Source organism: Kitasatospora sp. NBC_01560 (assembly GCF_045208415.1).
GTDB lineage: Bacteria > Actinomycetota > Actinomycetes > Streptomycetales > Streptomycetaceae > Kitasatospora.
This window is the reverse complement of sequence record NZ_CP109364.1, coordinates 3,436,915-3,450,584: the sequence shown is the minus strand read 5'-3', so window position 1 is coordinate 3,450,584 and position 13,670 is coordinate 3,436,915. Positions and strand designations below refer to the sequence as shown.

12 protein-coding genes and 2 tRNA genes are annotated in these 13,670 nt (G+C 72.1%); 10 read left to right on the top strand and 4 right to left on the bottom strand.

Annotated features, from left to right (window positions below; all coding sequences use genetic code 11):
• Window positions 1–127 precede the first annotated feature (127 nt).
• On the top strand, window positions 128–760 hold the full coding sequence (locus tag OH807_RS14820; RefSeq protein WP_406198594.1) for a DsbA family protein: 633 nt from the start codon (window positions 128–130) through the stop codon (window positions 758–760).
• A gap of 182 nt (window positions 761–942) precedes the next feature.
• On the opposite strand, the gene OH807_RS14815 is transcribed toward OH807_RS14820, so the two are convergent.
• Together OH807_RS14815 and OH807_RS14810 are read right to left on the bottom strand one after the other, a co-directional pair.
• Window positions 943–2,187, bottom strand: coding sequence for an acyltransferase family protein (locus OH807_RS14815; protein ID WP_406198591.1), 1,245 nt, complete (start codon window positions 2,185–2,187; stop codon window positions 943–945).
• 141 nt (window positions 2,188–2,328) lie between these two features.
• Window positions 2,329–3,738 (bottom strand): amino acid permease, encoded by a 1,410-nt coding sequence (locus OH807_RS14810; protein WP_406198589.1) that lies wholly within the window; start codon window positions 3,736–3,738, stop codon window positions 2,329–2,331.
• A gap of 294 nt (window positions 3,739–4,032) precedes the next feature.
• Between OH807_RS14810 and OH807_RS14805 the strand changes: the two genes are divergently transcribed.
• From OH807_RS14805 to OH807_RS14790, 4 genes are all read left to right on the top strand, one after another.
• Window positions 4,033–4,647 carry a biotin transporter BioY gene (locus tag OH807_RS14805; RefSeq protein ID WP_406198588.1) on the top strand — a complete coding sequence of 205 codons (615 nt, stop codon included), beginning with the start codon at window positions 4,033–4,035 and terminating at the stop codon, window positions 4,645–4,647.
• Between the two features lie 124 nt (window positions 4,648–4,771).
• Entirely contained in the window at window positions 4,772–5,260 is a 489-nt protein-coding gene (locus OH807_RS14800) for a ribose-5-phosphate isomerase (protein WP_406198586.1), read from the top strand.
• A 392-nt stretch (window positions 5,261–5,652) separates the two neighbouring features.
• Window positions 5,653–6,807: a PP2C family protein-serine/threonine phosphatase gene (locus OH807_RS14795; protein WP_406198584.1), complete on the top strand. Its 1,155-nt coding sequence runs from the start codon at window positions 5,653–5,655 to the stop codon at window positions 6,805–6,807.
• A gap of 540 nt (window positions 6,808–7,347) precedes the next feature.
• Entirely contained in the window at window positions 7,348–7,542 is a 195-nt protein-coding gene (locus OH807_RS14790; protein WP_406198582.1) for a hypothetical protein, read from the top strand.
• 42 nt (window positions 7,543–7,584) lie between these two features.
• On the opposite strand, the gene OH807_RS14785 is transcribed toward OH807_RS14790, so the two are convergent.
• A complete protein-coding gene (locus OH807_RS14785; protein ID WP_406198579.1) occupies window positions 7,585–8,379 on the bottom strand; it encodes a DUF6348 family protein in 795 nt (264 codons plus the stop codon).
• A 213-nt stretch (window positions 8,380–8,592) separates the two neighbouring features.
• On the opposite strand from OH807_RS14785, the gene OH807_RS14780 reads away from it, so the two are divergent.
• The gene (locus tag OH807_RS14780) at window positions 8,593–9,147 is read left to right on the top strand and encodes a hypothetical protein (RefSeq protein WP_406198577.1); all 555 of its coding nucleotides are present in this window, start codon (window positions 8,593–8,595) and stop codon (window positions 9,145–9,147) included.
• 71 nt (window positions 9,148–9,218) lie between these two features.
• Here OH807_RS14780 and OH807_RS14775 read toward each other — a convergent pair.
• A tRNA-Gly gene (locus OH807_RS14775) sits at window positions 9,219–9,292 on the bottom strand.
• A 143-nt stretch (window positions 9,293–9,435) separates the two neighbouring features.
• Between OH807_RS14775 and OH807_RS14770 the strand changes: the two genes are divergently transcribed.
• From OH807_RS14770 to OH807_RS14755, 4 genes are all read left to right on the top strand, one after another.
• A tRNA-Pro gene (locus OH807_RS14770) sits at window positions 9,436–9,509 on the top strand.
• A 120-nt stretch (window positions 9,510–9,629) separates the two neighbouring features.
• Window positions 9,630–11,099, top strand: a complete 1,470-nt coding sequence (locus tag OH807_RS14765) for an MDR family MFS transporter (RefSeq protein ID WP_406198574.1) — start codon at window positions 9,630–9,632, stop codon at window positions 11,097–11,099.
• A 256-nt stretch (window positions 11,100–11,355) separates the two neighbouring features.
• Window positions 11,356–12,753 (top strand): trigger factor, encoded by a 1,398-nt coding sequence (gene tig, locus OH807_RS14760; protein ID WP_406198572.1) that lies wholly within the window; start codon window positions 11,356–11,358, stop codon window positions 12,751–12,753.
• Window positions 12,754–13,033: 280 nt separating this feature from the next.
• Window positions 13,034–13,648: an ATP-dependent Clp protease proteolytic subunit gene (locus tag OH807_RS14755; RefSeq protein WP_406210982.1), complete on the top strand. Its 615-nt coding sequence runs from the start codon at window positions 13,034–13,036 to the stop codon at window positions 13,646–13,648.
• The last annotated feature ends 22 nt before the right edge of the window (window positions 13,649–13,670 follow it).

Genomic DNA, 13,670 nt, shown 5'->3' with positions numbered 1-13,670 from the left:
GCCCCCTGCGCCGGTACCATTGCACAATTCGCGCCGCGAGCCCGGAATCAGCGGCACCGGGTGGGTGTTGACGTCGGGGAAGCCCCGGACAGGGGCCGCCGCACTCTCCCGACGAAGGACGACAGCCGTGACGACTGCCGCTGAGCGCAAGACCGCCGATTTCTGGTTCGATCCGGCCTGTCCGTGGGCCTGGATGACGTCGCGCTGGCTGATCGAGGTCCAGGCGCTGCGCCCGGTGGACGTCAGCTGGCACGTGATGAGCCTGTCGGTGCTGAACGAGCACCGTGACCTGCCGCAGGACTACCGCACCCTGCTGGACAACGCCTGGAGCGCCGTCCGGGTCTGCATCGCCGCCGCGGAGCAGCACGGCGACGAGGTGCTCGGCCGGCTCTACACCGAGCTGGGCACGCGCTTCCACAACCAGGGCCTGCCGCAGAACCGCGAGACGATCGAGGCGGCGCTCGTCGCGGCGGGCCTGCCGGCCGAGCTGGCCGCCGCGGGCGAGACGGACGCGAACGACGAGGCCCTGCGTGCCTCGCACAAGGAGGGCATCACCCTGGTCGGCGAGGACGTCGGCACCCCGGTGATCGCCGTCGAGGGCGCCGACGGCGAGCGGGTCGCGTTCTTCGGCCCGGTGGTCACCCCGACTCCGCGCGGCGAGGCCGCCGCCCGCCTCTGGGACGGCACGCTGCTGGTCGCCTCCACCCCGGGCTTCTACGAGATCAAGCGGACCCGTACGGCGGGCCCCTCCTTCGAGTAGGCACCCGTACGGCACCGCACACGGCACCGCGCGCGGAGTCGCGTTCGGTGCCGCACACGGCACAGGGCCCGGTACCTGGCTCGGGATCTCACGGTCCTCGCGACACTCACGATCTGTGGGAGTTGCGAGGACCTTGGAACCCAAGGGCGGTACCGGGCCCTGCCATGTCCGACCGGGGAGCGTCAGACGAGGGAGCGTTCCGCCTCCGTCGCCCCGTGCGGGGGCCGCGCGGGCGGCACGGCGTCCATGGCCGGGCCGGCCGGAGCCGGAGCCGCCGGCGGCGCGGCACGAGCGGGCTCGGCGGCGCGCAGCTGGTCGATGCTCGTGATCATGCCCCGCTTGAGCAGCGGGGTCAGCGGCCGCTCGATCAGCCGGTGGATCAGCCAGGCGGCGACCAGCATGCCGGCGGTGACGTAGCCGACCGCGGCCCAGGGCTTGGTGCCGTGGTCGTAGAGGGCCCGCAGGGCCGTCCAGCCCATCGTCTCGTGCACGAGGTAGAGCGGGTAGGTGAGGGAGCCGGCGAAGGTGAGCCAGCGCCACTGGATCCGCGAGGTCCAGCCCAGCGCCACCACGATCATCACCAGGTACGACAGCGTGACCATCAGCAGGGCGGGCCAGACGTGCAGGCTCGGCCTGCCGAGGATGGAGCTGACGGTGTGCTGGTGGTTGATCGTGAAGAGGATCGAGAGGATCCAGCTGATGCCCACGATGCCGAGCAGCATCAGGTTGGGCCCGTACCGGTAGACCAGGTAGAGCGCCAGACCAGCGACGAAGAACGAGGACACGTCGGACATCGCGAAGAATTCCAGCACCGGCCAGTGGGTGCTGGTGGAGACGATGCCCGCGACCGTCCAGATCGAGCAGAACGCGACGATCCGGCGGTAGGTCACGCCCTGCCAGACCACGATGGCGAAGAGCAGGTAGAACCGCAGCTCGTACCAGAGGGTCCAGTAGACGGCGTCCACGTTGTCGATCCCCAGGCCCATGTGGAACATCGTCAGGTTGGCGAGGACCTGCTCCGGCTTGAGAGGGTGCCGCACGATTGGCCAGAGCGCCACGACGGCCGTGCTGAGCAGGATGGCGAACCAGTACGCGGGGTACAGCCGGATGACCCGGGAGCGGACGAAGTCGCCCACGGGGCGGCCCCAGCTGCTCATGCAGATGACGAAGCCGCTGATCACGAAGAACAGGCAGATGCCGGTCCAGGTGTAGGCCCCGAGTGCGGAGGCGCGGTGGAAGACCTGCTCGGGCGGCTTGCCCCAGGCGCCGTCGGTGGGGGTGAAACCGCCGCCGTAGCCGACATAGTGGTGGAAGACCACCAGGAGTGCGGCAAATATCCGCAAACCGTCGAGTACTGCCAGCCGGTTGGTTCGGCCGGTTGTGCGGGCATCGGCACTGCCCGGTTTGCGGCGGGAGAAAATCGTCACGGCAGAAGATAGCCTGCGTACCGATGTCCTCCCAAGGCCGCGCCGGTTGCTGTGGCGCGGATCATGCCGCCGACGAACGACGAGCCGCCGCTCGCGGGGGTGCGAGCGGCGGCCCGGGGGTGTGATCCGGCCGACGGTGCGTCAGTGGGCGGCGTCCCGGCGCTGCTTGACCAGGCCGGCGGCGACGAGCAGGGCGACCAGGACCCCGGCCGCGTACAGCTGCTCGCGGTTGCCCTCGGTGGTGGTCATCAGCCCGAGGATGCCGAGCACGGCGGCCATCGCGATCCAGGTCAGGTACGGGTAGCCCCACATCCGGACGGTGAGCAGCTCGGGCGTCTCGCGCTCCAGCCGGCGGCGCATCTTCAGCTGGACGACGCAGATGAAGAACCAGACCACCAGGATCGCGACGCCGGTGGTGTTCATCAGCCAGGTGAAGACGGTGTCGGGCCAGAACTTGCCGGCCAGCACCGCGCCGAAGCCGAACAGGCAGGAGGCGAGCACGGCGATCCGGGGCACCCCGCTGCTGACCTTGGCCAGCGCCTTGGGGCCCTGCCCGCGGGAGACCAGCGAGTACGCCATCCGGGAGGAGCCGTAGATGTTGGCGTTCATCGCGGAGAGCAGGGCGATCAGCACCACGGCCTCCATGATGGTGCCGGCCCCGGGCACGCCCAGGTGCTGCAGGACCGTCACGTACGGGCCGTTCTCGACGACCGACGGGTCCTTCCAGGAGACCAGCGTGACGACCAGCGCCATCGAGCCGATGTAGAAGATCGCGATCCGCCAGACCGCGGTGCGCACCGCGTTGGCGACGTTCTTCTTGGGGTCGTCGGACTCGGCGGCGGCGATGGTCACGGTCTCCAGGCCGCCGTAGGCGAAGACCGAGGCGAGCAGGCCGACGATCAGCCCGCTGACGCCGTTGGGCAGGAAGCCGCCCTGACCGGTGAGGTTGCTCGTCCCCGGGGCGCCGTCTCCGAGCACCCCGGCCACGCCGAGCCCGCCGAGGACGAGGAAGGCGACGATCGCGGCGACCTTGATGGCGGCGAACCAGAACTCGAACTCGCCGAAGTTCTTCACCGCGGTCAGGTTGCTGGCGCAGAAGAAGACCATGAAGAGGCCGACCCAGACCCAGGCGGAGACGCCGGGGATCCAGCCGTTCACGATCTTTCCGGCGGCGGTGGCCTCGGCGGCGACGCCGCAGCAGAGCATCACCCAGTACATCCAGCCGGCGGTGATCCCGGCCCAGGTGCCGATCTCCTTCTCGGCGTGCACCGAGAAGGAGCCGGAGGCCGGACGGGCGGCGGACATCTCGCCGAGCATCCGCATGATCAGCATGACCAGCAGGCCGGAGAGGGTGAACGCCAGGATGATCGCCGGGCCGGCCGCCGCGATGCCCGCCCCCGAGCCGACGAAGAGGCCGGCGCCGATGACGCCGCCGAGCGCGATCATCGAGAGGTGGCGCTGCTTGAGGCCGTGCGAGAGCTGTCGGCCGCCTGCCGCGGTGTCGGTGGCGGAGGTCGTCCCGGGCGCCGGGGGCGCGGAGGTACGGGCCATGGGGAGGGGATCCAGACTGTTCGGATTGCGGTGCGAGTTGCCCAATATCCGGTGGCGTGACCGGCCATGCCAAGAATGACGGGTCCGGGCCCACGATGCGGACCGGATCGTGACGGAGAATGGCCGGAACCGTCACGGTCCGTCGTGTTCGGTGGGTCGGTTCCGACAAGGACGACCTCCGGGGCTTTGTCAGGTTCCCCGTCGGTGCGGCCGGCGATCACCGCGTAGGTTCACAGGTGTTCACTCACCTGATCATCAGCCTGATCCTCAAGAGGAAGCCGGGAGGAAGCCCCGATGGCCACCGCCAGCGCCCCCACCGCCAGCACCCCGACCATGCGCCGCACCGTCCTCGCCGACCTGCTGCCCGCCGCGTCCACCCGGATCGGCGCCCAGGCCCGCGACCTCGCGCTGGTGGCCGGCGGCGCGGCCTTCACCGGCCTGGCCGCCCAGCTGTCGGTGAACGTCCCCGGCTCGCCGGTGCCGGTCACCGGCCAGACCTTCGCCGCCCTGCTCGTCGGCACCGCGCTCGGCACCCGCCGCGGCGTCGCCTCGCTCGCCCTCTACCTGCTGGCCGGCATGGCGGGCCTGCCCTGGTTCGCCGCGGGCGCCTCCGGCTGGTCGATGCCCTCGCTCGGCTACGTGCTCGGCTTCGTCCTCGCGGCCGGCCTGACCGGCGCGCTGGCCCGCCGCGGCGCCGACCGCAGCCCGGTGAACACCGCCGTCGCGATGGTCCTCGGCAGCCTGGCCATCTACGCCGTCGGCGTCCCCTACCTCGCCTTCGCGCTGGACGTCCCGCTCGCCCGCGCCGCCGAGCTGGGCCTCTACCCGTACCTGGTCGGCGACGCCCTGAAGGCGGTCCTCGCGGCCGGCGCCCTGCCGCTCGTCTGGAAGCTCCTCGGCCGCCGCTGAGCACGGCCACCGAGCACCACCACCGAGCACCACCGAGCACCACCGCGGCCCCGGCGGGCCGCCCCGGCCCGCCCGGTCTCGCCCCCTGCGCACCCCCGGTGGGCGCGCATGCCACACTCGTGCCATGCGCGTCTACCTGGGCTCCGACCATGCCGGATACGAACTGAAGAACCACCTCGTGGAGTGGCTGAAGGGGGCGGGTCACGAGCCCGTCGACTGCGGGCCGCACATCTACGACGCCCTCGACGACTACCCGCCGTTCTGCCTCCGCGCCGCCGAGCGCACCGCCGCCGACCCGGAGGCGCTGGGCATCGTGATCGGTGGTTCGGGCAACGGCGAGGCGATCGCCGCCAACAAGGTCAAGGGCGTGCGCGCCGCGCTGGCCTGGAGCGAGCAGACCGCCGCGCTCGGCCGCGAGCACAACAACGCCAACGTGATCTCCGTCGGCGGCCGGATGCACACCGAGGAGGAGGCCACGAAGTTCGTGGAGATCTTCCTCGCCACCCCGTACAGCGGCGACGAGCGGCACACCCGCCGGATCACCATGCTGAGCGAGTACGAGACCACCGGCGAGCTCCCGCCGGTCCCGGCCCACCACCCGCAGCAGGGCTGATCCACCCGTCCCACCCACCCTCCCGACGGCCGGCCGCGCTCCCGCAGCGCCGCCGGCCGTTCGCGTCCGTCGGGCGTGCGCGAACCTGTGTGATCGGCCACAGCGGCGCCGGGCCCGCCCGGCGCGCCAACAGGCCCGCGCGCGGGGCGCATGCGCCGCCCGCTTGGTTCGTACGCCCGCCCCCCGCACGCCTCCTGACGCAGCGGTCGGCGCCCGGCGCGATCGGCCGAAACGCGCTGACGCGCCCGCGCCACGACGGCACCGCCGTCGGCCGAGCCGTCGACGCCGGGCCGTGCCGGTGGATATGGTCGGTCCCCATGGCTGGCAGACCGCCGGGCACACCGCCCCAGACGACTGCGACGAGGCCCGGCGCCGCCACGGTGCCCGACCCCGTGACGGCCCGGTTGGGCAAGAGGCTCCGCCGGGTCCGCCGAAGGCTGCGCACGGCCGGAGTGGACTACTTCCGCGGCGGCGCCGCCGACTGGCCGGTGCTCTGCGCGCTCGCCATGCTCGTCCCGCTGCTGATCCTGCTCAACATCTGGCTCCCCGCCTGGGCCCCGCCCACCTCGCTGGTGCTGCCGATCCTGGCCGCCGCGCTGCTGCTGCGCCCGGGCAGCCTGGTGGTGCTGTACGCACTGGCCGCGCTCGGCCTCTCCGCCGAGTCCGTGATCCACACCGGTCAGCGGGTCGCCAGTGCCGACCCGGACGCCTACACGTACGGCGTGACCCCGGGCGCCGCCCTGGTGGTCGGCGCGGCCGGCGTCGGCGGCCTGCTGCTGGCCCAGTTCCGCAGCCGCGTCGGCGTCCCCTGGTGGGGCGGCTCCACGATGCTCTTCGACCTCCGCGAGCGGCTGCGGGTGCAGAGCCGCGTCCCGAAGCTGCCGGACGGCTGGCACGCCGACATGGCGCTGCGCCCGGCCGGCGGGCAGTCCTTCTCCGGCGACTTCGTCGTCGCCGCCCGCACCGGCCCCGGCCAGCGGGTGCTGGAGGTGGTCCTCGCGGACGTCTCCGGCAAGGGCATGGACGCGGGCTCCCGGGCCCTGCTGCTCTCCGGCGCCTTCGGCGGCCTGCTCGGCTCGCTGCCCGCCCACGAGTTCCTGCCCGCCGCCAACGGCTACCTGCTCCGGCAGTCCTGGGAGGAGGGCTTCGCGACCGCCGTGCACCTCGTCCTCGACCTGGACACCGGTGAGTACGAGCTGCTCTCGGCCGGCCACCTGCCCGGCATGCAGCGGCTGGCCGGGGCCGGGCGCTGGGAGATGAAGGAGGCCGAGGAGGGCGCGGCGCTCGGCATCTACGACGGCGCCGAGTTCGTCGGCGTGCGCGGGCGGCTGAACCGCGGCGACGTCCTGCTGCTCTGCACCGACGGCATGGTCGAGGCGCCCGGCCGGGACCTCTCGGAGGGCATGGACCGGCTGATGGGCGAGGCCGACCGGCTGGCCCCCGGCTCGGGCCCCGGGGCCGGGGCCGGTGCGGCCTCCCGGCTGATCGAGACGGTCGCCCGGGACATCAACGACGACCGTGCCGTCCTGCTGCTCTGGCGCGACTGAACCCGGACCGCCCGCCGCCGCCGTCGGCCGGTTCGCCGGCGTCCCACCTGCCGGACCGTCACCGGCTACCGCCGGGCACATGCCGGGGGCAGTGGCTGTCAAGCCCGGGAGCTGATCTTCGGCCATTTCCGACGGGCCGTCACCGTTGCGGACCTGCCCGTTCCGCTCCCGCCCGCCGGGCGTTTCCCGGCCGCTCAGCGCCGCCCCGCCGACGATTCGTCGGATTGTCTCGGCTATCGTCTCGGTCGGCGGAAACTCGTCTCGCATCGCAGGATATCGGCGTTCGGCAGACAGTCAGACCTTTACGCAATCGGCACGGTCGACCACACTGAGTCCGGGCGGGACTGGTCAGGATTCGGGGGATGGGGGCGTCACGTGCGGCACGACGGACAGCGTGCGGCCGTACCGGGCTCTCCCTCCGGTGGCAAGGTGCCGGACGAACTGCCGTTCCGCCTCGGGACCGTCGGACAGGCCGGGGTCCGGCTCCACAGGGGCTGCCAGCCGATGGCACCCCGCTACGAAACGAGGAAGTGAGTCCGGGTGGCACTCTCCGTCTCCGCGCTGGTCCTGTTCGGCATCGTCTGCTTCATCTTCATCCGCAACAAGCAGTTGAAGCCCGGACACTTCATCCTGGCCGCACTGTTCGGCTTCATGCTCAACCAGAGCACGGCCGCCAAGCCGATCCAGGACTTCCTGAGCCAGATCGCCAAGAGCATCTCCAACATCGCCAGCTGACCCGCGGTCAGCGGCGGATGCGGCGGGGGGCGGCCGTCCGGGTCACCGGCCGGCCCGTCTGGCCTGCCGCCAGCGTCCGAACAGCCCGCGGGCCCGCGCCGCCGCCGGGGCCGCCGCCGTGCGGACCGCCGCGGGCGCAGCGGCGCCCGTCGGCGCGACCGGCCGCACCGCCGGCTGCCGGGCCGTCAGCAGCACGAACAGCCGTGCCCAGCAGAGCCGTTCGCCGCGCGGCCAGTCCAGCGCGCCCAGTGCCGCCGAGGCGGCCTCCGACACCTCGCCGTTGATCCGGACCTCGGCGACGTCGTCCCCCGCCTTGCCGCCCAGGAACAGCTTGACCCCGACCGGCCCGGGCCCGGTCAGCTCCGGCAGCAGCGCGGGCGCCAGTGCGGGCAGCACCCGGTGCTCCGCGAGCCAGCCGGCCAGCCGCTCGTTGCCGAAGCCGAAGACCGCCGCGGGCCCCTGGACGGTGTGCCAGCCCGGCAGCTCCGGGGGGTCGGCGTGGTCGCCGTGCGCGCCCCGGCCCTCGGCCAGCTCCACCAGCGCCGACGCGGTGGTGGTCGCCCACATCCGCACGGCGTTGGCGAGCTTCTCCTCCTCGGTCTTGCCGAGCCCGGCCGCGCAGTCCCAGACCACCGGCGCGTCGGCCCGGCCCAGGTGCAGCACGTAACCCAGGTCGACGTGGCCGGCGCCGTCGTCGCCCGGGTGCTCGCGGACGGCGACCGCCGTCGTCCCCGGGCCGCGCACCACCTCGCCGTCGACCGTGAACACCTGGCCGAGCCGCGCCATCTCCCGGACCACGCAGCGCTGTATGACGGCCAGTCGGTCCTGGGGACGCACGGGTACTCCTCCATCTCGGGCTCGCAGCCGCCTCGGCCTCGCAGCGTTCTCGAACTGCGCTCGAACGCCGCCGAGGCTATCGGCCCGGAGCCCCGCCGGGAAACCGCGGCGACGCACCCGCCCGCCCGGTGAGCCGGCCGGCTCCGGTCGCGGGAATGACCCTTATGCACCATTTTGGGTAGCGGTAACCGTAGGCACCGCCTGGAGAACCGCATGCCCCGCACCGACCTGACGCCCCCTCCGCCGCTGCTCGCCCCGGGCGGCTCCGGCCTGGTGGCCGAGATCGAGGCGTACCTCGCCTCGCTGCCCGGCCCGGCGGGCCCGCCGGCCGTGCTCCGGCCCGCCCCGCCCCACGTCTGCCCGCTCGGCTCCACCGTCCGGGCCTGGCACGCCGGCTTCCCGCTCGCCTCGGCCACCCTGCTCGACCGGGTGCTGCGCCGCCCGGCCCGCCCGGTGCCGGTGACCGCCGCCGACCACCTGCGGCTCGCCTCCCGGTACATCGGGGCCGCCGGCTGGCTCCAGGGGGCGATGTGGGACGCGGCCGGCCGGGTCTGCCTGCTCGGCGCCCAGGCCGCCGTCCTGGCCCACGGCTACGGCACCCCGGCCACCGTCCGCACCGCCCGGGTGCAGCTGATGGAGGTGCTGCACGCCACCGGGCGCCCGGCGAGCTCCCCGGACGAGTACAACGACCGCCCGACCACCCGGGAGGGCGACGTCCACCAGCTGCTCGACCGGGCCGCCGCCCGCGCCGGGCGGCTCGGCCTCTGAGCGCCTGACGGCCGGTCGGGAACGCGAACGGCCCCGGAGGGACGGTGACCGTCTTTCCGGGGCCGGGCAGTTGGAGCGGGCGACGAGAATCGAACTCGCGTGACTAGTTTGGAAGACTAGGGCTCTACCATTGAGCTACGCCCGCGTGAGCCTCCGGCCGTTGCCGGACGGAAGGTCGGGAACAGCGTACCTGGTCCGGTCCGCTGCGTGCACACCGGATTCGTTCCGGGGCCTCCGACATGTCGCCGAACCGGCGGGGCCCGGCGTGTACGCTTCCTCTCGGCACCACGGGGTGTGGCGCAGTTTGGTAGCGCGTCCGCTTTGGGAGCGGAAGGCCGTCGGTTCGAATCCGGTCACCCCGACAGTGCGGCAGGGTCTCGTCCTCGGCGGGGCCCTGTTGGCGTCGGAGGGGGCTGTTGGCGTCGGGGCCCCCGGTCCGGCATGGTGGGTGGTTGATTTTTCACCCAAAGCTGGAGCCCCGGATGAGCCCGATGAGGATGAACCCCAAGATCGCGGTCGGAGTCGTCTTCGTCGCCTCCCTGTTCATGTCGATCATGGACACCACGATCGTCAACGTGGCGCTGCCCGCGATCGGCCGCCAGTTCGGCACCGACCCGGCCGGCGTCGGCGTGATCAACGTCGGTTACCTGGTCAGCCTGGCCGTCTTCGTCCCGCTCTCCGGCTGGCTCGGGGACCGCTACGGCACCCGCCGGGTCTTCCTCGTCGCGCTCACCCTCTTCACCGTCGCCTCACTGCTCTGCGGTGCGGCCGGTTCGATGACCACGCTCACCCTCTACCGGATCTTCCAGGGCGCGGCCGGCGGCCTGCTCACCCCGGTCGGGATGACCATGCTCTTCCGGGCCTTCCCGCAGGAGGAGCGGATGCGGGCCACCCGGATCCTGATGCTGCCCACCGCCGTGGCCCCCGCCGCCGGTCCGGTGCTCGGCGGCTGGCTGGTGGACGGCTGGTCCTGGCACTGGGTCTTCATCGTCAACGTGCCGGTCGGCATCGCCGCCCTGGTCTTCGGCCTGTTCTTCCTGCCCGACTACCGCGCCGAGCGGGCCGGCCGCTTCGACGGGGCCGGCTTCGTGCTCTCCGCGGCCGGCTTCGGCGCGGCGATGTACGCGCTCTCCGAGGGCGCGTCGGAGGGCTGGGGGAGCGCGCGGATCCTGGCATCGGCGCTCGTCGGCCTGCTCGCGCTGGCGGCTCTGGTCGTGGTCGAGCTGCGCCGCCCCGAGCCGATGCTCGACCTGCGGCTGTTCCGGGACCGCATCTTCCGCACCACCAACCTGCTCTCGCTCTTCTCCGGTGCCGCCTTCCTCGGCATGCTCTACCTCTTCCCGCTGCTGATGCAGGACGCGCTCGGCATGGACGCCCTGCACAGCGGCCTGATGGTGTTCCCCGAGGCGCTCGGCGTGATGCTCGCCTCCCAGGTGGCGGGCCGGATCTACCCGCGGATCGGCCCGCGCCGGATCCTGGTCGCCGGCGCCACGGTGGTGGCCTGCTGCCTCGCCCTGATGGCCACGATCGGGCCGGAGAGCAACCTGTGGGCGGTGCGCGCCCTGATGTTCGTCACCGGCTACGCGATGTCGCACGTCTTCATGCCCTCGCAGACCGCCGCCTTCGCGACCATCACCCCGCGCGACACCGGCGCCGCCTCCACCCTCTACAACGCGCAGCGCCAGCTCGGCTCGGCGCTCGGCGTCGCCGTCCTCGGCACCGTGCTGACCGCGGTCGGGGCGTTCACCACGGACGCCTCGGGTACGCCCGTGGCGAACCTCACCGCCTACCGGGCGGCCTTCCTCACCGCCGCCGCCCTCGCCCTCGTGGCGGCCGCGATCGCCTTGCTGGTACGGGATTCCGACGCCGCCGCCACCATGCGGGCGGTACCGGGCAGGGGTACCGGGGAGAAGGCCGGACAAGCGGCTCCGGAGCCCGCCGCGAGGGGCTGAGGGGCCCCCGGGGGCGGCGCCCTGGCGTCCGCCTTTCGTGGTACCGGTAGGATGGGGCGCTGGCGGTAGTCCCTGTGGCGTACACCCAGGTCAACCGCACGAGGGCGAGGAGTCACGCTCACCGTCCACCCCCCACGGGAGATGCAGCTCCAACCGCCCATCGCCCGTCTCGCCCGACCCGCCCGTTCCGGCCCCCGGCCGGCGCCACTGGGGAGGGCGGAGACAACCTGACCGCAAGCCCATAGGAGACCAAACCGTGAAGAGCGCCGTCGAGACTCTGAACCCGACCCGGGTTCGACTCACCGTCGAGGTGCCCTTCGAGGAGCTCAAGCCCAGCCTCGACGCGGCGTACAAGAAGATCAACCAGCAGGTCTCGGTCCCGGGCTTCCGCAAGGGCAAGATCCCGAACCGGGTCATCGACCAGCGTTTCGGTCGTGGCGCCGTGCTGGAGGAGGCCGTCAACGACGCCCTCCCGCGCTTCTACACGCAGGCCGTCGACGAGGGCAAGATCGAGGTCCTCGGCCAGCCCGACATCACCAACATCGAAGGTGTCGAGAAGATCGCCGACGGCGGTGACCTGAAGTTCACCGCAGAGGTCGACGTCCGCCCGGAGATCACCCTCCCGGACTTCTCGGCCATCGAGGTCACCGTCGACCCGATCGTCGTCACCGACGAGGACGTCGACAAGTCCCTGGAGCAGCTGCGCGAGCGCTTCTCCTCGGTCAAGGACGTCGAGCGCGCCGCGGCCGCCGGCGACATCGTGGTCGTCGACCTCGAGGCCAAGGTCGACGGCGAGGTGCCGGAGGACGGCACCGCCGCCGGCGTCAGCTACGAGATCGGCTCGGGCCGTCTGATCGACGGCATCGACGACGCCGTCGTCGGCCTGGAGGCCGGTGGCACCGCGACCTTCAGCACCGAGCTCAAGGGCGGCACCCAGGCCGGCAAGACCTCCGAGGTCACCGTCACGGTGTCGGCCGTCCAGGAGAAGGAGCTGCCCGAGCTGGACGACGAGTTCGCCCAGCTGGCCAGTGAGTTCGACACCCTGGAGGACCTGCGCGCCGACTCCCGCAAGCGCCTTGAGCGCATGAAGGAGTACGACCAGGCCACCCAGGCCCAGGAGAAGGTCCTCGACGCGCTGCTCGGCCTGGTCGAGATCGAGTTCCCGGAGAAGCTCCTCAAGGACGAGATCGAGACCCGCAAGCACAACCTCGAGCACCACCAGCTGGAGCCGATGGGCCTCGACCTCGCGACCTACCTGGAGACCCAGGGCAAGTCGGAGGAGGAGTTCCTGGCGGAGACCGCGGAGCAGGCGAAGAAGGGCATCAAGACCCAGTTCGTCCTGGACCAGATCGTCGCCGACGAGGAGCTGGGTGTTAACCAGGAGGAGCTCACCGAGCACCTCATCCGCCGCGCCTCCGGCTCGGGCCTGACCCCGGACCAGTTCGCGCAGCAGGTCGTCCAGGGTGGCCAGGTGCCGCTGCTGGTCGGCGAGGTCGCCCGTGGCAAGGCGCTGGCCACCGTGGTCGAGGCCGCCAAGGTCGTCGACACCGAGGGCAACGAGATCAACTTCGACGACGACGAGGCCGACGAGTCGGCCGAGACCGTCGAGGCCCCGGCCGCCGAGGCCGAGGCCGAGGAGAAGACCGAGGCCTGATCGCCCCGGTCGCCCTGACGCAGCAGCGGGCCCGGACACCGTTCCCACGGTGTCCGGGCCCGCTGTGTTCCCGGCCCGGCCGCCGCGCGCCCGCCGGGAACCCTGCGCTCACAGCGAACAGTTCTGCGTGAGGGATTCTGCGGCCCGGCCTGCGCGTTAGGGTCCATGGACAGCAACAATCACACCGTGATACCCGGAAGCTGTGCGACATCGTGACGGCCGTGGAGCGACCGTCCAAATCGACTGAGCAGGTGGCTAAGTGACGTTCCCGCAGATGCAGATGGGCCCGATGGCGCCGCACGCCGCCTCTGGTGACGTGCTCGGCGGCCTGGGTGACCAGGTCTACAACCGGCTGCTCAACGAGCGGATCATCTTCCTCGGCCAGCAGGTGGACGACGACATCGCCAACAAGATCACCGCCCAGCTGCTCCTGCTGGCCGCTGACCCGGACAAGGACATCTTCCTCTACATCAACTCTCCGGGCGGCTCGATCTCGGCCGGCATGGCGATCTACGACACCATGCAGTACATCAAGAACGACGTCGTCACGATCGCGATGGGCATGGCCGCCTCGATGGGCCAGTTCCTGCTGACCGCCGGTGCCAAGGGCAAGCGTTTCTCGCTGCCGAACGCCAACATCCTGATGCACCAGCCGTCCGCCGGGCTGGGCGGCTCGGCCACCGACATCCGCATCCAGGCCGAGCAGCTGCTCCGCACCAAGAAGCGGATGTCCGAGCTGATCGCGTTCCACAGCGGCCAGTCCTTCGAGCAGATCACCGCCGACTCCGACCGCGACCGCTGGTTCCAGCCGGAGGAGGCCCTGGAGTACGGCCTGATCGACGCGATCATGCACAGCGCCGCGGACGTCCCGGGCGGCGGCGGCACGGGCGCCTGACCCTCGGCCCGGCTCCCACGAG